We start from the raw sequence: 20,842 nt of genomic DNA, 5'->3' as shown, positions 1-20,842 counted from the left end.
TATCGGGAAATCTCGCTTAATTAGTAAGAGGGCTCAGCAAAACGCAGGGCAGCCGGTCGGGTGAACAGTTTTTTTGTATGCCACTGTGTCCACGCCCTACCCCGATACCCGGCCATACGCACCACCCCTTGGCAAGACACACCAGGGATACCTCGCGGCCTTCCAATGCCTGCATGGCAGCTGGATTTCTTCAGCGCCGCGTTTCATCCCCTCACCACCAAGGACCCGACCATGACCGCTCGCCGCCAATTCCTGGCCACCGCTGCTGCCGCCACAGCCGCCGCCTTTGCCACGCCCTATGCATCGGCTTTCTTTTCACTGGGCCGCGCGCCCACAGCCGCGCCGGAGTTCGCGGGCATAGAGACCTGGCTCAACTCGGCGCCGCTGCGCATGGCCGACCTGCAGGGCAAGGTGGTGCTGGTTGATTTCTGGACCTACACCTGCATCAACTGCCTGAACCACCTGCCGGCCGTGAAGTCCTGGCATGAGAAGTACAAAAGCCAGGGCCTGGTGACGGTGGGCGTGCATACGCCCGAGTTCGCGTATGAAAAATCGACGAAGAATGTGAAGGCCGCGATGGAGCGCCTGGGCATACAGCATGCCGTGGCGCAGGACAACAGCTATGCCACCTGGCGCGCCTTCAGCAACAACTACTGGCCGGCCATTTACCTGGTCGACAAAAAAGGCATGATTGTCTACAGCCATTTCGGCGAGGGAAGCTACGCCGAGACCGAGAAAACCATACAGGCGCTGCTGGCCCAATAAGCCCGCCCGGCCCCGGGGCCTGGCGCAAAATGCCGGGGTCACGCATTTTTCCAGGACAGCCATGCAGCAGCAGCCAGACCACATCCTCATTGTTGACGACGACCGCGAGATCCGGGAGCTGCTGGGCAGCTACCTCGAGAAGAACGGCCTGCGCGTGACCAAGGTGGAGTCGGGCCGGCACATGCGCGCGGCGCTGGAGAGCGCGGCGGTAGACCTGATCGTGCTGGACCTCATGCTGCCCGGCGAGGACGGCCTCACCCTGTGCCGCGACCTGCGCGCCGGCAAGCACAAGGCCATTCCCATCCTGATGCTGACCGCGCGCAACGAGGAGGCCGACCGCATCCTGGGCCTGGAGATGGGCGCGGACGACTACCTGGCCAAGCCCTTCGCGGCGCGCGAACTGCTGGCGCGCATACGCTCGGTGCTGCGCCGCACGCGCATGCTGCCGCCGAATCTGCAGGTGGAAGAAAGCTCGCACCTGCTGAGCTTTGGCGACTGGCAGCTCGACACCACCGGCCGCCACCTGCTGGACGCCGCCGGCACGCTGGTGCCGCTCAGCGGCGCCGAATACCGGCTGCTGCGCGTCTTCCTGGACCATCCGCAGCGCGTGCTGAACCGCGACCAGCTGCTCAACCTCACGCAGGGCCGCGACGCCGAATTGTTTGAACGCTCGATAGACCTGCTGGTGAGCCGGCTGCGCCAGCGCCTGGGCGACGGGGCGCGCGAGCCGCGCTACATCAAGACGGTGCGCAGCGAGGGTTATGTCTTCAGCGCCGCGGTGCAGGGCCGGGCGGAGTCCGCATGACGGAGGCCCGCCGGCGCTGGCCGCACAGCCTGTTCGCGCGGCTGATGCTGATCCTGCTGCTGGGCATACTGGCGGCCCAGGCCATGTCCTACCTGCTGGTGATGTATGAGCGCGGCCTGGTGGGCCGCGACCTGATGCTGGACAACCTCGAAAAAGACATCACGAGTTCCGTCGCCATCCTGGACCGCGTGCCGCCGGCCGAGCGCCCCAACTGGCTGCCGCTGATAGACCGCAAGAACTACCGCTACCAGCTGGACGGCGGCATCACCGAGCCCGGCGGCGACAACGAGATCGTTGCGCGCGTCAGCGCATCGATCGCCCACGCGGTGGACAAGCGCTACCAGGTCACGGTCAATGCCATTCCCGGCGACGCCAAGCGCGTGCACATCCACCTGCGCCTGAGCGACGGCGCGCCGGTGACCATCAACCTCTGGGCCGCAGCCACGCCGATCTCGCCCTGGCTGCCCGCGCTGCTGCTGCTGCAGCTGTCGCTGCTGGCCGTCTGCGCTTTTTTTGCGGTGCGCATCGCGACCCAGCCGCTGCGGCGCCTGGCCCATGCGGCCGACGCGCTGGGCCCCGACCTCAAGGGCACGGCGCTGCCCGAAGGCGGCCCGACCGAGGTGGCGCGCGCCTCCAGCGCCTTCAACGCCATGCAGCGGCGCATCGCCGGCTACCTGGCCGAACGCACACAAATCCTGGCCGCCATCTCGCACGACCTGCAGACGCCGATTACGCGCATGCGGCTGCGCACCGACCTGATGGACGACGAAGAACAGCGCGGCAAGCTGCAGCATGACCTCGATGAAATGGTGGCCCTGGTGCGCGAGGCGCTGGCCTATGCGCGCAGCCTGCATGGCGCCGACGAGGAAGCACGCAAAGTGGACCTCGATGCCTTGCTGGACACTCTGCGCTGCGACTACGAGGACGCTGGCAAACAGCTCACGGTGAGCGGGCGGGTCGGCCGCCCCGTGATGAGCCGGCCGCTGGCGCTGCGCCGCATCCTGAGCAACCTCAGCGACAACGCGCTCAAGTTCGGCAAGGAAGTCGAGCTGGCCGTGCAAGTCAACCCAGACCAGGCCATTGAAATCTGCGTGCTGGACCGCGGGCCCGGCATTCCCGAGTCCGAACTCGAGGCGGTGCTGCAGCCCTTTTACCGCGTGGAAAGTTCCAGGAACCGCGATACCGGCGGCACCGGCCTGGGCCTGGCCATCGCGCAGCAGCTGGCCGCATCCATAGGCGCGCGCCTGAGCCTGGCCAACCGCACTGGTGGCGGGCTGGCCGCGCGGCTGGTGCTGCCCGCTTCTTCGCCCGCTGACCCCTGACATCAAAAAAGCCGGCCTGCCCGAGTGATCGGACAGGCCGGCTTTGCCGTGTGCGGTCTGCAGGCTTAGAGCGGCTCTTAGACCAGGTTGATCTCCACATCGATATTGCCGCGTGTGGCCTTGGAGTAAGGGCACAGCTGGTGGGCCGCATCCACAATGCTGCGCGCCGTCGCGCTGTCCAGGCCCGGAAGCATGACATTCAGGCGCGCCTGCAGGAAGAAGGCCTCGCCGGCCGTGCCCAGGTCCACCTCGGCATCGACGGCCACGCCGGCCGGCAGGCTGACCTTCTGCGCGGCGGCGGCACGGCCCATGGCGCCGATAAAGCAGGCAGACCAGCCTGCCGCGAACAGTTGCTCAGGGTTGGTGCCCGCGCCTGCGCTGCCGGGCGGGGAGAGCTTGATGTCCAGGCGGCCGTCGGCGCTGCGGGACTCCCCGTTGCGCCCGCCGGTGGTGTGGGTCCTGCCGGTGTACAGGACTTTGTCGAGGACGTTGATGACGGTCATGGTGTTTTCCTTTTGGAGGGTTGAAGAAATTCTTATCCGCAGATTTCGCAGATTTACACAGATGAATGCAGACAAAAATCGTGATGCGCAGTCATGGCGCCGGCGTTTGAGGAGGCGAGGCCCTGAATGCAAATGCCTTTCTTAATCTGCGTAAATCTGCGTCATCTGTGGATTAAAAGGTTTTCGCGTATCGTCGATATCTCAGAAGCGCAATGTTGTGTACGCACGCGGCCGCTGGACACATTGCGGTACAAATCTCCCGCGGCACGACAATCAGCTTTGCCTGCGACCCGAACGCCAGACCACGGCCGGGCGGGAACTGATGCACTGGCAGCTGAGCGGGTTGCGCAGCTCATGCGCAAAACCGCCGGCAAAAAAAGCCAAGGCCATCCAGATCTTTTTCATGCTGGTGGAAAGTAGTTCAGCCAAAGGTGAAGGCATACACATGCGCACCGGGGTCCAGGAACTCGATCTCGAACAAATGGTCGCCCGCCGAGGCCGGCAGCCTGACCAGCTGGTACAGCCTGTGCGCGTCAATCACACCGCTGCCGTCCGCCGCGATGTCGGTGCCGTGGTTGTGGGCCGGCGGCTTGCCGTCGACAAGCACACGAAAGCGCACCGGCGCCGCGCCTGCATCGCGGCCCAGCACCAGGTGCAGGTCGCGCGCGCGAAAGCGATAGGCCAGGCGCGCGCCGGCCTGCGCCGCGACGGCGCGTTCGGCTTCCACCAGCCACTGCCCGCCCAGCGTCCAGTGGTTCAGCGCCACGCTCGCGGCCGCTTCGTAGCGTTGCGCGCGGTCGGCCCGCAGGCCGCCTGCGGGTACAAAGTTCACCGCGCGCTCATGGCCCACATAGGTTTCACCCGACAGCACCCGGTCGCCGGGCGCGGCCTGCACGCCCTCGCCCCGCACGGCCACCAGGCCGGCATCGCGCACGCCCTGGCCGTTTCTTTCGGCCAGCAGTTTCTGGATCAGGCGCTCGGAAGCCTCGTACTGCCCTTCGCCAAACACCTGATGGCGTACCCTGCCCTGGGCATCGACAAAATACAGCGCGGGCCAGGCCTGGTTGTCAAAGCCGCGCCAGATCGCATGCCGGCTGTCGATGGCGACGGGATACGCCAGCCCCAAATCCTTGACGGCCCTGCGCACATTGTTTTCTTTTTTTTCAAACGCGAACTCGGGCGAATGCACGCCCAGCACGACCAGGCCGGCCTCGCGGTATTTGTCGGCCCAGGCACGGATGTAAGGCAGCGTGCGCAGGCAGTTGATGCAGGAATAGGTCCAGAAATCGACCAGCACCACCTTGCCGCGCAGGTCCGCGCCGGCCAGTGGCGCCGTGTTGATCCAGCCGGTCGCGCCGGCCAGCGGCGCGAAGGTGCTGTCCTGCCAGGCTATGGGTGTCGATGCGGGTATGGGCGCAGTTTCGGCCTTTGCGGCGGCGAGCGGAATGGCATCGGTCACAGTCATTTGCCCATCGCGCGGCGCCTGCGTTTGAAAGACGTTGATCAGCGTTTGTTCAATCTTTGAGGTGCTGCCCAGCGACAGCTGGCTCAAGAGCCCGGTGTCCAGCCCCGTGGCGATCAGCGCCACGCCAGCCAGCACCGCCGCGCCCACGGCACGTTTGGCCCATTGGCTGATGCCCAGGGAACGCCGCAGCAGCGCATACACGCGCCCGCCCACCAGCAGCGACAGCGCCAGTGAAGTCGCCGCGCCGCCCGCATAGGCCAACAGCAGCAAGGAGGTGCCCGCGTTCGCGCCCTGGATGGCCGCGCCGGTAAGGATCAGGCCCAGCACCGGGCCCGCACACGGCGCCCACAACAAACCGGTGGCCGAGCCCAGCGCCAGCGAAGACAGCAGCGAAGGGTTCCCGCCTTCACCCCCTTCACCAGAAGAGGCCATGCGCGCGCCCAGCGCCACCAGCGGCCGGGCCAGGCGCTCAGCCAGTTGCGGAAACAGCAAGGTCAGCGCAAACAAGGCCAGCAAACCCAGCGCCGCGATACGCCCATATTCGTTAGCCTGCACCGCCCAGCCGCCGCCTACGGCGGCCAGCGTGGCCACCGCGCTAAAAGCCAGGGCCATGCCCAGCAGCATGGGCAGGCCGTTGCGCAGAAAGGGCCGGTCGGCGCGCGCCAGCACAAAGGGCAGGACCGGAAGAATGCAGGGGCTGACGATGGTCAGCACACCGGCGGCAAAGGCAAGGATCAGAAAGCTCATGGTTGGGCGGGTTCAGGAGTGGGCACCCCGTGATTGAACCGCCCTTGCGTATCCGCGCTGTGTCGCCGGCACCGCCTCATGGCATGCGGCTGTATCCGCGGCCGGCGCGGATACACAGGCATACAAAACCCCGCCCGGGAAGCCTAGGGCTTGACCGTCAACCCCGGTTTGCTGGAAGACATGGTGTTGGCATTGGCATTGCCCGGCGCGCTCACGCCCTGCGGCGCCGGGTTGATCACCTTGACGGCCACCGTGGCCGCGGGCCCGCTGCTTTTGCAATTGCCGGCGAGCGTGACACTCGCCTTGTAGTTCGCGAAGGCGTCATAAGACGACATGGAGCCTGTGCCGTAGACATAGACGCCGCTGAAAGGCAGCTCGCCTTCAAAGTCGGCGGCATAACCGTCACCGCCGCTGAGCTTGAGCTTGCAATGGCCACTGCCTTCGAATTTAAAGCCCAGCGGCTGGCCGGCGACGACTTCGGCGGCCATGGCCTTGAAGCTGGTGAAAGTACCAGGCGCGGAAACTACCAGCTTGGGCGCGGCGGGCGTGGCACGTGTCGCCGTTGCCGGCTGGGCCAGCGCGGCGCCGGCGGCGGCCAGGCACAGCAGCGTGAGGGCCAGGGGTTTGAAGGAGCGGGTCATGGTTTTCCTTGTTGAATGAATCCATCGCGGCATCGTGGTTCAGGGTTTTTTGTCAGGACGACCGTAACGGCCGGCATGTTTTTTGTGTCCTGGAGGGATTCTTGCCGGGTGCTAGTGAGTCGAAAGTTCCGTGCGGCGCTTTGCCTTGCGCGGATATGAGTCGGCGTAAAGAGGTCCAAGGTTCAAACCTGCACCCCGCCCGAAAAAAACTTACCCTCAGTTGCTGTGGGCTACCCTGTGGATAAGCCCTGGTGCCCGCGCGCGAAGCCGCGCCGATATTGGCGCCGGGCCCGGTGCCCAAAAATTGACCACCCGGAGGCCTTTGGCTTGCTAGGGACTTTTGCGCGCCGCGGGGGCCAGGACCAGCGGGGCCTTGGGGAATTGCGCCATGCCGTTAGCCGCCGCTTTGTCGGCCGCGGCCTTGTCGGCGGCGGCTTTCGCTTCGGCCTTGGCGGCATCGGCCACGCAGGCGCGCTCGGCCTTGACGCGTTCGGCGGCATCGACGATGGCGGGCCTGGCGCAGTTGTGCGCGGCGTCGGCCGCGGTGAAGTTCATCTGCTGCAAGGCGTCGCCGGCGCTGATGCAGACCTTGATCTTGTCCAGCGGGTTTTCAATGCGCGACGGCCCAGCGCCCACACCGACGCCCGAGGGCGGGCACCAGTTCATCGTGGCCTGCTGCGGCAAACAGCTGTCAAGGGCCGCCTGGCCCGGCAACGCCGGCTGGGGCATGTTGCGGTACACCATTTGCAGGGTGTGCTCGGGTTCGCTCAAAAACCCGGGCGACACATGGGCCCAGGAAATCAGGTGCGAGAGCTTCGCGTACTGCTCGCAGGCATTGCTGCAGCTCGCGCCCAGCGCGCTCGGCGCAAGGGCCGCGGACGCCAGCACCGGGGCGCTGACGGCCTTGTCCTTGAGCAGCTGAGCATGCAGCTTCTGGGTCGCGAGGTTGGCCAGCGCCGTCATGCACTGGCCCCTGAAAAAGTCCTCGCCGACCGGAATGCCGGAGCCTGCCGGAGGCGGCACCGCGACACCGCCGCCCGTGCCGGGTGGCGGTGTCCCGCCCTGTGTGCCGCTGCTGCCCTGGCCCAGGGCCGCGCCGCAGGCGGCCGCCAGGGCCAGCGTGGCGATCAGTGATTTATGCATGGTGTGCCTTGTTGCTGCTGCGATCACTTGGGAATCGCGTCGCCCACCACCACGATGGCGCCGTCACCCGGGATGCCGTTCATACCGCAGGCTTCGCGCTCGGCCTGCGTGTTGCTGGGGCCGCCTTCGGTCATGGAAATACGCACCTGGTAGGTGCCCGGCTCCAGCAGGAAGCTGGCGACGCGCGGCCAGGCGCCCGTACCGTATTGCACAGGGCCTTTCTTGAAGTAGGTGTTGCCGTTATGGCCTATCAGCACCGTGGTCGTGCACTGGGTTTCCAGTCCGGTGCCGAAGACCTTGACGGTCAGCGGCGAGCCCGCCTTGACCTGGACCGGCGCCTCGACCAGGGTGATCTTGGTGTGCGGCACCGTGACATTGGGCTTGGTGGTGGCGGCCACGGGTGGCGGCAGGCCCTGCAGGCTGGTGCCTACCGGCGCGAGGGTTGCTGCGGGCTGCGATGCGCGCGGAGCGGGCGCCGCTATACCGCCGGTAGCGGCATGGGCCATCAGCGGAAGGGCGAGGGCCAGCAGGCTGGCGCTGAGGAATTTCGGGTTCATGTGAGTCTTTCGGAAGTGAGTGGAAAAAAGTAACGCGGCTTCTGTGCAAGGGCTTCACGGCGCCACGGTGAAGAAGACCTGGCCGCTGCCCGCGACGGGCGCGATTTCGCAGCGGATTTCGCCGGGCGCCATCGCCTCGGTGCCGGGCTGGCTGATGACGGTCCACTTGCCGGCAGGCAAGGTCTGGCCCAGGTTGTTGAGGTCCCATTCAAGGCTTTGTGTCTTGGCCGCGAAGACGACGTCGTCGCTGAGGTTGATAAAGGGCAGCTTGCGCACCCTGAAGACAAAGCTGCAGTTGTCGCCCTGCACCTTCAGCGTCGAGGGAATCGGCTCGCCGGGCGCGTACGTCGCCTTGGCCACCGAGAGGCCCATGATCACGCCCTTCTTGGGCTTGGGCGGAAACACGGCGGCGGGCGTAGGCACCAGCTCGAGCTTGGGCGTGCCCAGGCAGCCCTTGTTGGCCACCTTGTCCTCGTTGTCCTGCACGGTTTCGATCAGCACATTCTTGGCGCCCTGCTTGGGCACCGTCCAGAAGCCCTTGCCCGCGGCCGTCACGTTCTTTTCATAGACCATGGCCTGCTCCTGGAAGATGCTCATCTCGGGCAGGGTCCAGGCGCGCACATGGTATTTGCAGGAGGCGTCGCCGCTGCCGTGCACCGTGATGTCCCAGGCGTCGGCTTTCTCGACCGCGGTGACCTTGGAGATGAAGGAGCCGTAGCTGGGCACCGGAACGGGCGCCGGGTCGCCGCCCATCTTCTGGCGCTTGATTTCAAAGTCGGCCGACGCCGCGCCCGAGCAGTGGGTCTCCATGTCGGGGCGGGCCCTGACCGTGACGCGGAACTTGCCCTGGTTGGGGAAGTTGAGCGTGCCGGGGTTGAACTCGGTCGACGCGGCGTTCGCGAAGGCACCGTTGAGCTTCATGTTCATCAGCTCGACGTTGAGCGCGTCGCTGCCGGTGTTGAGCGTGGTGACGCTGAATTCCAGCGCGCAGTTGGCGTCGGGCTTGTCCAGGAAGATGGTGGAGTACAGCGACACCGTGCCGGGGCTGAACACGCTGCCGCCGCGCAGCACCACCTGCTGGACCTTGGCCTTCAGGTTGATGGGTACCATGCCCTGCAAGGCGGCCTGTGCGCCGGGCGCCATCATGGCCGCCGCGGGATTGCCCGCGCCCGGCTTGCCCGTGGGCGCCTGCGGTAGGCCGTCTTCAATCGTCAGCATGGTCGAGGCCCAGCCCAGGCAGGCCACCAGGCCGTTGTGCGCGACGCCGGTCAGCGACACGGTGTACTTGCCGGGCTTGGTGTACTGGTGCATGCGGCCCACGGCGTCCATCGGGTATTTGATGGGCACCATCTCCGGTGCGCTGCCGTCGCTGTATTCGAGCTTGGCGTTGCAGGTGAAGTTGGGATTCTTGTCGGGGCCGTAATAGGCCACGCCCATCATGTGTTTGATCTGCAGCACCTGGCCGGGCGCGGTGATCTTGGGCGGGCTGGTGGTGGTGGAGACGCCATTGAGTGTGGAGCTCGCGCCGCTCAGCGTTCCCGCCCGGGCCGGGCAAGCGGCCAGCAGCGCAAGGGCGCCCGCTACAGCCAGGATGTTCAGGGTTTTCATGGTGTGTTTTCCTCTTGGGTGAAACCGCAGGCATCCGGACTGCACGGGGGGCTGTCGCCGCAAAGGCTTATTCGACCGTGAAGGTCTTGGGGCCGGCGTCCGGTCCCAGGGTGCAGGAGTCGTAGTCGGCGTTGGACGGCGTGATGATCACGGAGTAGGTGCCGGGCGCGTAGGCGTGCTGCTCGTCGGAGCCGGGCTGCGCGGTGCCGGCGGCGGTCGTCTTGCTGGTGCCGTCGCCGAAGTTCAGGATGTAGCTGCAGGCCGAGTTGGGCGCCGTGCCCACCCACTTGGTGCTGATCAGGCGCGCCTTGGGATTGAGCATGGGCGTGACGACCAGCTTGGTCATCATGGACGGCGGCAGCGGCGTCGGCGGGTTGACCTTGATGCTGACCGGGATGGGCGCATCGCTCACGCAGGGGTTGCCGCTGAAGCTCTTGGGCAGTACCACCGCCGTGTAGTTGCCGGCCTTCGAATAGGTCTTGTTGATGGTGCTCCACTGGCCGTTGTCGGCCAGCATGTTGTCGAACTTGGTGCCGTCACCCCAGGTGACCGTGCCGCCGCAGACCTTGCCGGCGCCCAGGTTGATGCCGTCGAACTTCATGGCCACCGATTCGCCGACCTTGATCTCGGCCTTCAGGAACTTGGCCGACACCAGTTTGGTGACGGGAGCCGGGGGAGGAGGAGGTGGTGGTGGTGGTGGCGGCGGCGTGTTCAGCACCGGCTTCATGAGGGTGGTGGGCTGGGGCGTGGGCAAGGTGTGCGCGGGCACCTTGGCGTCCGCGCCGGCGGGCTTGTCGGCGGCGAAAGCCTGAAGGCTGAGGCCCAGCACCGCGAGGGCGGCGAGTGAAAGCATGGAACGGTTCATGGTGTTGTCCTGTTGAAGGTGTGAGTCGGGCTTGGCGCTGTGTGAGTCGAGGCAATGGCGCGCAAGGTTCAATGCCACGCGCAAAAAAATCAGGGCGCCATGCCGGCCGCGGCCGGGTAGGGATCGGGAAACGCGGGAAGGGCCCGCACCGCCGCCCTCAGTTCACCGGCCTCCTTGCCGTCCGCCAGGGCCGGCGCCGCGACAGTGCCCGTCGACTGCCCGGACGGAAGCCGGGCCGGCGCCGCCGCGCGGGCGATGCCGTAGCCGACCAGGGCGGCGCACAGCAGCGCGGCGCCCAAGGCCGCGACGAAGGCGCCCAGCATGCGAGTCCGTTTCTGGCGGCGGGTGGGAATGGCATGCGGGCGGCGCGGCGCATGGACTTGCAGGGGAATGGTTCTGATCATGGGATGCTCCTGGGTCTTGTTTGAAAGGCTTCGCGGCCCGTTCAGAACGCCGGCTTCATGTTGGCGCGGCAACCCATGCGGTTCCAGCCTTCCTTGTAGTAGGTCGTGCCCCACTGCCAGTCGGGGGTGGACTTGGGGCACTTGACCAGGGGCTGGGAGATGGAATTGAAGATCAGCTCGCCGTTGCCCGAGCCATGCGTCCAGCCGTCGGGCGCGGCCACGGGAACCTTGGGCGTGCAGGTGAGCTGGCCGTTCTGCGGGTTGCGGTTGCTGGCGTAAGTGTCGGGGCAGGTGGCGTCGGTCTTGACACAGTAGGCCTCGCCCTTGGAGACGTCCACGCCCTGCGTGTACTTCGTGTAAGGCGTCGGGCAGGTCATGGCTTCCGGGAAGGTGACGGCACCCATGGTGATCACGGGTGCCTGGGGCTGTAGCGCGCCCATACCCGCGCCCGTACCTGGCGCGGGCTTGCCGCCGCCGGCAGCGGGTGCGGGTTCGGCGCGCGCAGGTTTGTCCTTGATGACCACGGTGATCTTGGCTTCACCGCCGCACTTGGGGTTCAGCGAAGGGCTGCCCATGGCGGTGACGGTGTAGGTGCCCGCCTTGGCAATGGTCTTGTCCATCACGCCGCCGGCCGCCGGCTGGTTGTTGATCAGCATGTTGTCCGAAGGCTCGTAGCTGCCGCCGGCGTAGACCACACGCACGCCGCAGGCGCCGGCGCCGCTGGTGCTGATCTTGTATTTGACGGACTCGCCGGCCACCGGATTGGCCGGCACGGCCACGAGGCCGGTGATGGTGCCGACCGCATGGGCCGAGCCGCACACGGCGATCAGGCAGGCCAGGCTCAGCGCGTATTTCTTCAGGGAGGTTTTCATGGGGAGACTTCTCAATCAAAGTGAAGGAGGCTGCCGGGCACGGGGCGCCGGCAGCGCTTGCATGGCTCGCCTGTTCCGCGCGCGCGGTTCAGGGCGATGGCTTTTTTTGGACGGCGGGGAATCAGGCCGAAGCGGAGTGGCGCGATTGCGCCTCGATGGCGCCCAGCTGCATCACGCCGGCCAGCATGTCGTAGGCCGCGGCCCAGGCCTCGCGAACGGCGGGCGTGAACTTGTCGCCCAGCCCCTGCTCCAGCGTCCACAGCAGGGCGCTGCCGACCGTGGCGTAGTGCTCGTCGCGCACGCCGTATTTGACGTGGCGCGCGCCGAGCTGGCGCACCACGGGAACCATGGTGTCGAGCTGGGTCAGGCCGTTGACGGCGGAGTTGAGCATCGCCATCAGCATGCGGCCCTGGTGCACCAGGTCGCCCTTGAACATGGGGCGCAGCGAGGGATCGAGGACAAAGAGGCGCTCGTAAAACAGCTCGGCGGCCACGGGCGCGATGGGACGGACATTGGCAAAGCTGGCTTGCACCAGGTTGATTTGCTCTGAGTTCATGGACTTGATTTCCTTCTGAATGGTCTTGATCGGTACGTTCTTGGTATCCAAGATGCATGCCAGATCATTTATTCAATGAAATCAATGACTTGGAGAAACAAACCGGTTCACGGCTGTCGGTGTTTCCCGACAGCTTTCAGGGCTCCTGAAGAAAACACCAGCGAGATCATGGCTTGGGGCTGTCTGCGCAGGCCGACACATTGCGCCGCGCCCGGGGCTGGGCGGCTGCCCCTCAAAGCTTGCGCGGCCTGGACCGGGGCAGCGCTTGCGCCTTCGCGGGTGCGAATGCGGATGCGGATGAAACGCTGTGGGAATGCACCGCCCGTGCCGGCGGCGCGGGGCCGCTTCTCAGGCCTTGAAGCTGGCCGACTCGAGTTCGTGGCGCGCCAGCAGCGCGTAGAAATCGGTGCGGTTGCGCCTGGCGAGCTTGGCCGCCTGGGCCACGTTGCCGTTGGTCATCTTGAGCAGCTGCGTGAGGTAGCCGCGCTCGAACTCCTTGCGCGCCTCGTCCAGCGGCAGCAGCTCGGAGCCCTGGCTGCTCAGCGCACTTTGCACCAGCGTGACCGGGATCAGCGTGCCGGTGCACAGCACCACGCATTTCTCGACCACGTTCTGCAGCTGCCGCACATTGCCCGGCCAGGACGCCGTGCCCAGCAGCTCCAGCGCGCCCGGCGCGAAAGCCGTCAGCGACTTGGCGTAGCGCTGCGCCAGGCTGCGCATGAAATGGTTGGCCAGCAACGCGATGTCCTCGCGGCGCCCGGCCAGCGGCGGCAGCGTCAGCCCCACCACGTTGAGGCGGTAAAACAGGTCCTCGCGAAAGCGGCCCGCGGCGACCTCATCCTCGAGCTTGCGGTTGGAGGCGGAGATCACGCGCACGTCGACCTTGTGCGGCTTGGCCGCGCCCACGGGCCGCACCTCGCGCTCCTGCAGCACGCGCAGCAGCTTGACCTGCATGGCCAGCGGCAGGTCGGCGATCTCGTCGAGGAAGATGGTGCCGCGGTGCGCGCTGGTGAACATGCCCACGCTGTCGCGCACCGCGCCGGTGAAGGCACCCTTGACGTGGCCGAACAGCTCCGACTCCACGAGGTTCTCGGGAATGGCGCCGCAGTTCACCGCCACCAGTGCCTCATGGGAGCGCGCGCTGGAGGCATGCAGCGCGCGCGCCAGCAATTCCTTGCCGGTGCCGCTCTCGCCGTGGATCAGCACCGAGGCGTCGCTCTGCGCCATGAGCCGGGCTTCGGCCAGCAGTTTTTCCATGCGCGGGCTGCGCGTGATGATGGCCTCGCGCCAGGCTTCGCCGGGCAGCTCGCCGGGCATGTCGGCGCCCAGGGTGGAGGACACCTCCAGCGCGCGGTTTACCTCGAGCATGAGGTCCGCGCCCTCGAAAGGCTTGGTGATGTAGCCGAACACGCCGCGCTGCATGGCGTTGACCGCATCAGGAATGGTGCCGTTGGCCGTCAGGATCAGCACCGGCAGCAGCGGGTAGCGCCTGTGCACGGCTTCGAAGAGCTGCAGCCCGTCCATGCCGGGCATGCGCAGGTCGGTGATCAGGATGTTGGGCAGCTCATGGTCCAGCCTGGCCAGCGCGGCCGCGCCGCTGCTGGCTTCAATGGGAACATGGCCTTCGTAGTGGAGCCGCAATGACAGCAGCTTGAGCAGTGCCGGATCGTCGTCGACTATCAGAATGCGTGCCATAGGTGCCCGTCAAAATCCGCGCTGACTGCAAACGGAAGCAGTGGCAGAACCGTTGTTGTAGTGTTTTTCATAAGCATAACCCCTGCGGCCCGGGCCGAAAACCGTAAATCTGACCGTCCATAGAACCGTTCATAGCCGCTCGTCGCGCAGCGAAGCACCCACCTGGATCAGGCCGCAGCCGAAGACCGGGTCAGGCCCCGGCGCGCCCAGGTCCCTGGCGCCCCGGCACAGCTGGCGGGCCAGCGACCTGGGCTTGAGCAGCGGGTTGCGCCCCAGCAGCAGCGCGCCGGCGGCGCTCACCACGGCCGCGGAAAACGAGGTGCCGCTCACATAGTGGCCGAAAGCCCCGTCGGGCACCCAGAGGTCCACACCGGGCGCCGCCAGCGTGATGTAGGCGCCGCGGTTGGCCGCGGCGTACACGTTGTCGGAGGCGTCGGTCGCCGTCACGGCAATCACACCGGGATAGGCTGCCGGATAGGCCGGCGGCGCCGCCGGGCCACCGTTGCCGGCCGCGGCGACCAGCGCCACCGGAAATTCGGCGAGCCGGGCAAAGGCTTTTTCCATCACCGCGTCGCCGGGCCCGCCCAGGCTGAGGTTGATGAGCTGCACGTTTTCAGCCAGCAGCCAGTCCAGCGCGCGCACCAGGGCCGCGCTGTTGCTGCAGTCGTCGGCGCCCACGCTGCGCATGATCTCGGCCGAGTGCAGGCTGGCCCCGGGCGCCATGGCGCGAAAGCCCGCAACACCGGCGTCCTGTCCCGCGATCAGCGCGGCAACAGAGGTGCCATGGCCCACCGGTGCGGCCGTCTCGCCGGCGGCCAGGAAACTTTTGCGGCTGATGCGCGCGCCCGCGAGCGCCGCGATGGCCGCCACCGGGCCATCCACCATGCCCACGCGTGTGGTGCCCTGGCTCGCCGGCTCCACCCCTGTCGATACCTGGTCGATTTTTTGCGGCAGGTAGATGCGCGGCCTCGCCTGGTTTTGCTGAAGCGGGCGGTAGCGTGTGTTGAAGTCCGCGGCCAAGCCTGGAAAGTCGCGCAGCAACTGTGCGCGGAAATCGGCGGCCTGCGCCGCGCTCTCGAGCTGGAACACCGCGAGCACGCCGCCCAGTGCCTCCAGCCGCGAGCGGGTGATGGGCAGAACCCGCCGCTCGCGCGCCAGCCGCTCCAGCGCCGCGTCGGCCTCGTCCACCGCGGCCCAGTACACCACGACCTGCCCAGGCTCGCGTGTCTGGACCGGCGGGCCGGGCGCTGCCAAAGGCGCGATCGCCATGGGCAGCAGGGCGCTGCCCGCGGGCAAGGCCGGCAGGCCAGGTGTTGCGGGTGCCGTGGGCGCCGTGGGTGCCGCGAGTGGAAACAATGGCGAGGGCGGCGGCGAGGGCACGCCCGGTGCCGGTGCTGCCAGTGAGCGGCCCGCCGCCGGCGCCGGCTCCACCGCGCGCGGGGGCAAGAGCGGCCTGGTGGCCGGCCGCGCACCGCCTGGCTTGGCGGGGCAAGGCAGGCCCGCGATACGGTAGCGCTTGCAATCGGGCTCTTCGTCGGTGGCAGCCTTCGCCGGCAAAGCGGCCAGCGCGATACAGGCAAGCGGAAAAAACCAGCATGCGTTCATGCGGTCGCGAGCGTTCAGGCCCATGCCTTCAGCGGCCGGCCAGCAAGGCCGCCGATTCGACGATGGCGCTGCTGCCGCGCAAGCTCGCCAGCACCGGCTGTCCCTGCCCTTCGGGCACACGCACCGTGTAGACACCCAGCGCGCCCGGACCGGAAACAATCTCCGCCCGCAGGCCAGCCAGCAGGCCGCGTATCTGCGCCTCGGTCGCCCGTGGCTTGAAGGTCACTTGCAGCAATTCGCCGCCCGCCGCCGTCTCACCCGACAGCGGGGTGAGCGTCTCGGGTGCCTCACGCTGCAGCAGTGCGCCTATCAGCGCGGCCTGCGCCAGGACCACGGCGGCGGCCAGACCGGCGACCGAGTACCGGCGCGGCGCGGCCAGCCAGGCATTCCAGCGGCCGCGCAGGCGCACGAGCTTGCCGGCATCTTCCGCGTGGATCATCGCCAGCAGCATATCCAGCCCCGCGTCGTCGGGCCGCTGTTCGGCCTCGTCGCGAAACTGCCGGATCTGGCTGCGCAATTGCTCGAGCCAGTGGATTTCAGCGCGCACCAGCGGCGAGCGCCCGGCCAGCGCCTCGACCTCCTGGCAGGTGTCCGCGTCCAGCGTGTGGTTGACATGCCAGGGCAGCAGGTCCCGCAATTCCTGTTCGCTGTGCATCATGCGCGCTCCATGCGCCAGACCTGGCGCTCAAGGCATTCCCGCATCTTGCGGCGGGCGTGGAACAAACGTGTCTTGACCGTGTTTTCAGGGCAGTCCTGGACCGCGGCGATCTCGGCCAGCGGCGCGTCCTCGTAGAACACCATGTGGATGCATTCGCGCTGCTCGTCCGGCAGGGCTTCCATGCACAGGGCAACCTGCCCCTGCCTTTGCCGGCCGGCGATCAGTTCATAAGCCGAGGGGCGGCTGTCGGGAATGGCCTCGGCTTCGTCGCCCAGGGGTTCACTCATCTCGCCGCCGCGCGTGCGCAGCTTGTCCATCGCCTTGTGGCGCGCGATGCCCAGTATCCAGGTGGTCACCATGGAACGGCCCGCAAAGCGCGGCGCGCCCTTCCAGACTTCGTACATGGTTTCCACCACCACCTCTTCCGCGGCCTCGGGCTGGCACAGGCGGCGCAGCGAAAAGGCGTAGATCACCCGGCTCATGCGCTTGTAAAGCGTGGAAAGGGCGGCCTCGTCGCGCGCGGCCACCTGTTCCATGAGGCGGCACAGCTCCATGTCCTGCCGTGCCAGCGCGCCTGCGTGTGCGTCCATCAGATCAAGCTCCCTGTCGGGCCGGCGGACCCCTTGCCCGCCGTGCCCTTGTTGTCTGTGAGTCGCGCGTTCACCGCGCGGGGTTCAATGCCGTCGCGATTTTTTTCCCGCGCTCAGGGCACCGCCACGGTTTGCGTCACGACCTGAGGCGCGCCCGACGGCGTGGTGGTGTCGGTGAAGGACACGGTGGCCGTGCCGCCGGGGCAAATCTCCAGCGACGCGGGATTGGTGGGCACATTGGTGCTGGTGCAACCGGCCGCCGCCTTGGAAAAACTCACCGTGGTCACCCTGAACTGCGAGGAGCCGGGGGTCACGGCGGGCAGGGTCAGCACCATGGAGTCATTCGCGAAGGGCGCGGAGGTGGTGATGGTCACGGTCACGGAGGCGGCGCCCACGCGGTCGGGGTCGGTCACGGTGATGCTGAAAGGCAGGGGTGCGGGCGGCGCCACGCCCCCGCCGGCCGCCGCATAGGAGGCGCCGATGTTGGCGACGGCCAGCGTCGCCAGTGTCCTGGCGGCAGGGCCGCCGGCCGGCGCGCCGGGAACAACCGGGCCGCTGCGCTCCAGCATGCTGCCGCCGGTGATCGCGGCAAAGGTCCAGCCGTTGGGGCCCAAGTGCAGCAGCACGGTGCTGCGGCCCGTCGTCAGCCGCGGCGTGAAGGACGGCAGCAGCAGGCAGCGCTTTTCCCAGCCGGTCTGCAGCACGGCCAGGTTGGGGCCGGCCTGCACCTGGGTGTTGAGCAGGGTCACGCGCATCTGCTTGCACTCGTTGTTTTCCTGCGTGATGTTGTCCAGCAGCTGCTGGTAGCCGATCATGGACGGGTCCAGCTTCTGGCGTATCAAGGACACGTTGCCGGCCTCGAAAGCGCGCAGGATGTCCTCGAAGGCCGCCAGGGCTTTGCGCGCGTCCTCGGGCTCGCCGATCCTCGGCTTGCCGTTGCTGTCCGTTCCCTTGCGCACGTTGTCCTTTTGCTTTTGCTCCAGGCGTTCGTCGCGCGTTTCTTCCAGCAGCTTCTTGCTGCTTTCGATGATGGCTTCATTCTTCGTGGCGACAAACAGCGCGGGCACGGCCGGCAGCACCCGGGGTGGAAGCGCTGCCGTCCTGGACGCGAAGGCGGCCTGGCCGGGCAGCACCGACACCTTGCCGACGGGCGTGTCCATTTCGGTCTCACCGGTGTTGACTTTGTCGTAGGTCCCCGCATCCTCGCCCTCGCCGACGACCAGCACCTCGTGGTCGGTCCCGCGAATGCCTATGGTGGCGGTGGTGGTGCGCACCGCGTAGTTCTTCGGGTTGTTCTTGCCTATCCAGCCCGTCACCGAGCGGAAGGAGCCGCGCAGCAGGCGGAACACGGCGTTGTCGTCGGCGCCGCCTTCGGCCCGGTAGGCCTCGATGCGCAAAAAGGTGTTGGCGCGCAGGGCGATCAGCGCGTTGTCGTCCATGCGCACATGGATCTCCCCGTCGCGGCCGGTCACGATGGCATCACCCGCATCCAGGGTCTCGCCCCTGCCCGGCACGCGCAGCTGGCCCGCCGCGGTGGTGACGCTGACATTGCCCTCGATGAAATCGATCTGGCCGGCCGCATGGGCCTGCTGCAGGCAAAGGCACAGCGCGAGCGCCAGCAGCATGGGAGTGAAGGTTGTGTGTTTCATGGTGTGCCTGTCGTGGTCATGGAGGCGAACGAATGCCGCGGGCTTGCCGGTGAGTCGTGCGCCGTGGAGGAAGGGTTCAAGAAAGGGGTCGCTTGCCGCGCGGCCTAGTCGGCGGCGAAGAGGTTGTCGCCGCTCAGGCCGGCCAGCTTCCAGCCGCCCTCGCTGCGCTTGAGCGTGAACACGGCCTCGCCGCTCTTGCGCACCTGCAGCCCCGCGGGCAGGCGCACATAGCGTTTTTCCCAGCGCGCCTGGACCAGCACCAGGGCGGCATCTTCGGAGGGCTGCGCGCGCAGGTCCGACAGCGTGATCCGCAGCTGTTTCTGCATCGGCCTGGCCTGGCGCGCGGCCTCCACCACGCCGGCGTAGCCGGGCATGTCGGGCGACACCAGCGCTTCCATGCCGGCCTGGTTGCCGGCAACGTGGGCGGCCAGCAGCTGGCGCAGCGCGGCCTGCGCCTGGCGGCTGTCCTTGGGGGCGGCGGGCGCGGAAGCGACCTTGGCGGCAGCGCCCGATGAAAACGGTGAAGCCGATAAAACCGGTGAAGCCAGCGAAAACAGGGAGGAAGCCGTGGCGAGCAGGCACAGCAGGGAGAGAATTTTTTTCATCGCGGTCACCTTAAAAACTGATGTTCAGTTGCAGGCCGGCGGCGCTTTCCTTCGCGGCCAGCACCGGGTCGTCGATATTGCGGTGGCTGCTGCGCGCATAGGCCTTGAGCGAGCATTTCTCGGAGATGGCGTAGACCGCCTCCAGCTGGTAGCCCTCCAGCCGCAGGCTGGGGCCGCCGTAAAGCTGGGTGGTGCGCCCGCTCATCACCAGCAGGTTGACGCTGCCCCAGCCCGCGCGCTGGCCGGTCACGGTGAAGGTGTAGTTGGTATTGCTGGTCTGTCCGCCCGACAGCAGGCGCTGCTTCTGCGCGCCCGCGGTGAGGTTCACGCCCAGGCTCCAGGTCTGCGGCAGGTCCGGCTGGGCGTCGGAGAAGGTGTGGCCCAGATTGAAGGCCCAGTTGTCATTAAGCGAATCGCTGGCCGGCCACACCTCGCTGGTCACCTTGCCCCAGCCGAAACCGACACCGGCGTTCCACGTGGGGGTCGTGTAATTGAGGGTGGACGAAAAGTCCCGGTTGCGCGATGCCTGCATGGCGGAATTGAGCGCACGGGACTCGGCCTGCTGCAGGGCCAGCGCCCAGCCCGGATAGTCCGGCCCGAAATTGATGTTGGCGCGCGCGGCCACAGCGTTCGAGTCGACATAGGTCGACTCGAAGCCGGCGGTGGCCAGTGTCGTGAGGCGCGAGCGGCGCACGTCGGTGGCCAGCGCGATCCATGGCGCCACTGTCCAGTCGACGCCGGCATAGGCTTCGCGAACACCGGGCTGCGCCTGCAGCGACAGCGAGGTATAGCCGCTGGAGATGTCGTGGTAGCCGCCGCGAAAACCGTAGCCTTCGCCGCGCCAGCTCGCGTCGAGGATGCTCGCCCGGCCCGGGCGGTCCGAGGTGCCGCCGTTCTCGTAGCGGCTGCCGGCGGTTTCGCCGGCCAGGGTGAACTGCTCGGCCTGGTATTGGAAGCCGCCGCTGAAGGAACGCGTCTTGCCCCGCTGCGCGGCCAGCGGCTGCGCCATCACGGTGGTCGGCTCGCGCTCGGAGGAGCTCTGGCTGGTCACATAGGTTTTCAGCGAGCTTCCGAAGGCTTTTTCAAGCTTGAGGCCGTGGACGTCTTTCAGGTACTGGGTTCGCGGCACCTTGTTGTCCAGGGCTTCCCAGCTTTCGGCGACCATGCCGGTGAAGCCGTACACGGTCATTTCCTCGCCGAATTGCCGCTGGCCGTAGAGGCCGCGCACGCCCAGCGCGGAGCTCAGGCTGGAGAAATTGGGCGTGACGTCGCCCAGGGAAAGCATATAACCCGCCCCGGCGCGGCCCAGCTGCATGTTGTTGACCTGGTAGCGGTTCTGGCTCAGCACCGACAGGTCGTTGCTACCGGTGGCGCCCAGCTGGAAATAATCGACGGTGTTGTCCTTGTAGGTGGCGCGAAGGTCGCTGTTGTAGGTGTTCTTGTAGAAGGCGCCGGTGCGCAGCGGCGTGTTGAGGTTGCCGCCGGCCGAATGAACGTCGTTGCCATAGGTGTCGACCGTCAGGCCGCCCTTCCATTCAAGCCGGGTGCCGCCGTCCTCCTGGCGCGCCAGCGAGGGGCCGGCCGCCGCCCCCAGGTTGTTTTGCTGCCAGGCGCGTATGACCTGGTCGTTGGGCTCCAGTTGCACCTGGCCGTCCTGCTGGGCCTGTGCATGCTCCTGGCACAGCAGCAGGCTGCCCAGAAGGCCGGGTACCGCGATCCGCCGAAACACATTCTTCTTCTGGGCCATTGTTGTTCTACCTGCTGATTGAGTTGCCCCTTCTGTACCC

21 protein-coding genes are annotated in these 20,842 nt (G+C 67.0%); 3 read left to right on the top strand and 18 right to left on the bottom strand.

What is annotated here, in order from left to right; translation table 11 throughout:
• The first annotated feature begins 231 nt into the window (after positions 1–231).
• The 3 genes from ACEN8I_RS05740 to ACEN8I_RS05730 all read left to right on the top strand — a co-directional run bounded on the left by ACEN8I_RS05740 (position 232) and on the right by ACEN8I_RS05730 (position 2,892).
• Positions 232–765: a thioredoxin family protein gene (locus ACEN8I_RS05740; protein ID WP_413327255.1), complete on the top strand. Its 534-nt coding sequence runs from the start codon at positions 232–234 to the stop codon at positions 763–765.
• 61 nt (positions 766–826) lie between these two features.
• On the top strand, positions 827–1,570 hold the full coding sequence (locus ACEN8I_RS05735) for a response regulator (protein ID WP_413327252.1): 744 nt from the start codon (positions 827–829) through the stop codon (positions 1,568–1,570).
• Entirely contained in the window at positions 1,567–2,892 is a 1,326-nt protein-coding gene (locus tag ACEN8I_RS05730) for an ATP-binding protein (RefSeq protein ID WP_413327250.1), read from the top strand. Before ACEN8I_RS05735 ends, ACEN8I_RS05730 begins: the two co-directional genes overlap by 4 nt.
• 77 nt (positions 2,893–2,969) lie before the next feature.
• On the opposite strand, the gene ACEN8I_RS05725 is transcribed toward ACEN8I_RS05730, so the two are convergent.
• The 18 genes from ACEN8I_RS05725 to ACEN8I_RS05640 form a co-directional block, all read right to left on the bottom strand.
• On the bottom strand, positions 2,970–3,395 hold the full coding sequence (locus ACEN8I_RS05725) for an organic hydroperoxide resistance protein (protein WP_413327248.1): 426 nt from the start codon (positions 3,393–3,395) through the stop codon (positions 2,970–2,972).
• 273 nt (positions 3,396–3,668) lie between these two features.
• A complete protein-coding gene (locus tag ACEN8I_RS05720) occupies positions 3,669–3,800 on the bottom strand; it encodes a hypothetical protein (protein WP_413327246.1) in 132 nt (43 codons plus the stop codon).
• Positions 3,801–3,816: 16 nt separating this feature from the next.
• Entirely contained in the window at positions 3,817–5,607 is a 1,791-nt protein-coding gene (locus ACEN8I_RS05715) for a cytochrome c biogenesis protein DipZ (RefSeq protein WP_413327244.1), read from the bottom strand.
• 143 nt (positions 5,608–5,750) lie between these two features.
• Positions 5,751–6,248, bottom strand: coding sequence for a hypothetical protein (locus ACEN8I_RS05710; RefSeq protein ID WP_413327242.1), 498 nt, complete (start codon positions 6,246–6,248; stop codon positions 5,751–5,753).
• Between the two features lie 330 nt (positions 6,249–6,578).
• Positions 6,579–7,391: a hypothetical protein gene (locus tag ACEN8I_RS05705; RefSeq protein ID WP_413327240.1), complete on the bottom strand. Its 813-nt coding sequence runs from the start codon at positions 7,389–7,391 to the stop codon at positions 6,579–6,581.
• A gap of 23 nt (positions 7,392–7,414) precedes the next feature.
• The gene (locus ACEN8I_RS05700; protein WP_413327238.1) at positions 7,415–7,948 is read right to left on the bottom strand and encodes a hypothetical protein; all 534 of its coding nucleotides are present in this window, start codon (positions 7,946–7,948) and stop codon (positions 7,415–7,417) included.
• 54 nt (positions 7,949–8,002) lie between these two features.
• Positions 8,003–9,556 carry a hypothetical protein gene (locus ACEN8I_RS05695; RefSeq protein ID WP_413327236.1) on the bottom strand — a complete coding sequence of 518 codons (1,554 nt, stop codon included), beginning with the start codon at positions 9,554–9,556 and terminating at the stop codon, positions 8,003–8,005.
• A 67-nt stretch (positions 9,557–9,623) separates the two neighbouring features.
• Positions 9,624–10,421 carry a hypothetical protein gene (locus tag ACEN8I_RS05690; protein ID WP_413327234.1) on the bottom strand — a complete coding sequence of 266 codons (798 nt, stop codon included), beginning with the start codon at positions 10,419–10,421 and terminating at the stop codon, positions 9,624–9,626.
• An 89-nt stretch (positions 10,422–10,510) separates the two neighbouring features.
• Positions 10,511–10,825: a hypothetical protein gene (locus ACEN8I_RS05685; RefSeq protein WP_413327232.1), complete on the bottom strand. Its 315-nt coding sequence runs from the start codon at positions 10,823–10,825 to the stop codon at positions 10,511–10,513.
• Positions 10,826–10,866: 41 nt separating this feature from the next.
• Positions 10,867–11,697: a hypothetical protein gene (locus ACEN8I_RS05680; protein ID WP_413327229.1), complete on the bottom strand. Its 831-nt coding sequence runs from the start codon at positions 11,695–11,697 to the stop codon at positions 10,867–10,869.
• A 121-nt stretch (positions 11,698–11,818) separates the two neighbouring features.
• Positions 11,819–12,253, bottom strand: a complete 435-nt coding sequence (locus tag ACEN8I_RS05675) for a globin family protein (RefSeq protein WP_413327227.1) — start codon at positions 12,251–12,253, stop codon at positions 11,819–11,821.
• Positions 12,254–12,601: 348 nt separating this feature from the next.
• On the bottom strand, positions 12,602–13,948 hold the full coding sequence (locus ACEN8I_RS05670; RefSeq protein ID WP_413327225.1) for a sigma-54-dependent transcriptional regulator: 1,347 nt from the start codon (positions 13,946–13,948) through the stop codon (positions 12,602–12,604).
• Between the two features lie 129 nt (positions 13,949–14,077).
• Complete coding sequence (locus tag ACEN8I_RS05665; RefSeq protein ID WP_413327223.1) at positions 14,078–15,577, bottom strand: S8 family serine peptidase; 1,500 nt, start codon at positions 15,575–15,577, stop codon at positions 14,078–14,080.
• Between the two features lie 4 nt (positions 15,578–15,581).
• Positions 15,582–16,211 carry a hypothetical protein gene (locus ACEN8I_RS05660; RefSeq protein ID WP_413327221.1) on the bottom strand — a complete coding sequence of 210 codons (630 nt, stop codon included), beginning with the start codon at positions 16,209–16,211 and terminating at the stop codon, positions 15,582–15,584.
• The gene (locus ACEN8I_RS05655; protein ID WP_413327218.1) at positions 16,208–16,801 is read right to left on the bottom strand and encodes an RNA polymerase sigma factor; all 594 of its coding nucleotides are present in this window, start codon (positions 16,799–16,801) and stop codon (positions 16,208–16,210) included. The genes ACEN8I_RS05660 and ACEN8I_RS05655 overlap by 4 nt, the downstream gene beginning before the upstream one ends.
• 113 nt (positions 16,802–16,914) lie before the next feature.
• Positions 16,915–18,450, bottom strand: coding sequence for a FecR domain-containing protein (locus ACEN8I_RS05650; protein WP_413327216.1), 1,536 nt, complete (start codon positions 18,448–18,450; stop codon positions 16,915–16,917).
• A gap of 104 nt (positions 18,451–18,554) precedes the next feature.
• On the bottom strand, positions 18,555–19,055 hold the full coding sequence (locus ACEN8I_RS05645) for a nuclear transport factor 2 family protein (RefSeq protein ID WP_413327214.1): 501 nt from the start codon (positions 19,053–19,055) through the stop codon (positions 18,555–18,557).
• Positions 19,056–19,065: 10 nt separating this feature from the next.
• Positions 19,066–20,802, bottom strand: coding sequence for a hypothetical protein (locus ACEN8I_RS05640; RefSeq protein ID WP_413327212.1), 1,737 nt, complete (start codon positions 20,800–20,802; stop codon positions 19,066–19,068).
• Between the last annotated feature and the right edge of the window lie 40 nt (positions 20,803–20,842).

This window comes from Polaromonas sp. CT11-55 (assembly GCF_047303325.1).
Taxonomy (GTDB): Bacteria; Pseudomonadota; Gammaproteobacteria; order Burkholderiales; family Burkholderiaceae_C; genus Polaromonas.
This window is presented reverse-complemented; position numbering and strand designations above follow the sequence as displayed.

Bases quoted from the DNA above. Each gene is read 5' to 3' on its own strand.
- ACEN8I_RS05650 (WP_413327216.1), bottom strand. From the start codon at position 18,450: ATGAAACACACAACCTTCACTCCCATGCTGCTGGCGCTCGCGCTGTGC.
- ACEN8I_RS05675 (WP_413327227.1), bottom strand. From the start codon at position 12,253: ATGAACTCAGAGCAAATCAACCTGGTGCAAGCCAGCTTTGCCAATGTC.
- ACEN8I_RS05640 (WP_413327212.1), bottom strand. From the start codon at position 20,802: ATGGCCCAGAAGAAGAATGTGTTTCGGCGGATCGCGGTACCCGGCCTT.
- ACEN8I_RS05660 (WP_413327221.1), bottom strand. From the start codon at position 16,211: ATGATGCACAGCGAACAGGAATTGCGGGACCTGCTGCCCTGGCATGTC.
- ACEN8I_RS05695 (WP_413327236.1), bottom strand. From the start codon at position 9,556: ATGAAAACCCTGAACATCCTGGCTGTAGCGGGCGCCCTTGCGCTGCTG.
- ACEN8I_RS05700 (WP_413327238.1), bottom strand. From the start codon at position 7,948: ATGAACCCGAAATTCCTCAGCGCCAGCCTGCTGGCCCTCGCCCTTCCG.
- ACEN8I_RS05670 (WP_413327225.1), bottom strand. From the start codon at position 13,948: ATGGCACGCATTCTGATAGTCGACGACGATCCGGCACTGCTCAAGCTG.
- ACEN8I_RS05705 (WP_413327240.1), bottom strand. From the start codon at position 7,391: ATGCATAAATCACTGATCGCCACGCTGGCCCTGGCGGCCGCCTGCGGC.
- ACEN8I_RS05735 (WP_413327252.1), top strand. From the start codon at position 827: ATGCAGCAGCAGCCAGACCACATCCTCATTGTTGACGACGACCGCGAG.
- ACEN8I_RS05715 (WP_413327244.1), bottom strand. From the start codon at position 5,607: ATGAGCTTTCTGATCCTTGCCTTTGCCGCCGGTGTGCTGACCATCGTC.
- ACEN8I_RS05690 (WP_413327234.1), bottom strand. From the start codon at position 10,421: ATGAACCGTTCCATGCTTTCACTCGCCGCCCTCGCGGTGCTGGGCCTC.
- ACEN8I_RS05655 (WP_413327218.1), bottom strand. From the start codon at position 16,801: ATGGACGCACACGCAGGCGCGCTGGCACGGCAGGACATGGAGCTGTGC.
- ACEN8I_RS05740 (WP_413327255.1), top strand. From the start codon at position 232: ATGACCGCTCGCCGCCAATTCCTGGCCACCGCTGCTGCCGCCACAGCC.
- ACEN8I_RS05725 (WP_413327248.1), bottom strand. From the start codon at position 3,395: ATGACCGTCATCAACGTCCTCGACAAAGTCCTGTACACCGGCAGGACC.
- ACEN8I_RS05710 (WP_413327242.1), bottom strand. From the start codon at position 6,248: ATGACCCGCTCCTTCAAACCCCTGGCCCTCACGCTGCTGTGCCTGGCC.
- ACEN8I_RS05665 (WP_413327223.1), bottom strand. From the start codon at position 15,577: ATGGGCCTGAACGCTCGCGACCGCATGAACGCATGCTGGTTTTTTCCG.
- ACEN8I_RS05645 (WP_413327214.1), bottom strand. From the start codon at position 19,055: ATGAAAAAAATTCTCTCCCTGCTGTGCCTGCTCGCCACGGCTTCCTCC.
- ACEN8I_RS05685 (WP_413327232.1), bottom strand. From the start codon at position 10,825: ATGATCAGAACCATTCCCCTGCAAGTCCATGCGCCGCGCCGCCCGCAT.
- ACEN8I_RS05730 (WP_413327250.1), top strand. From the start codon at position 1,567: ATGACGGAGGCCCGCCGGCGCTGGCCGCACAGCCTGTTCGCGCGGCTG.
- ACEN8I_RS05720 (WP_413327246.1), bottom strand. From the start codon at position 3,800: ATGAAAAAGATCTGGATGGCCTTGGCTTTTTTTGCCGGCGGTTTTGCG.
- ACEN8I_RS05680 (WP_413327229.1), bottom strand. From the start codon at position 11,697: ATGAAAACCTCCCTGAAGAAATACGCGCTGAGCCTGGCCTGCCTGATC.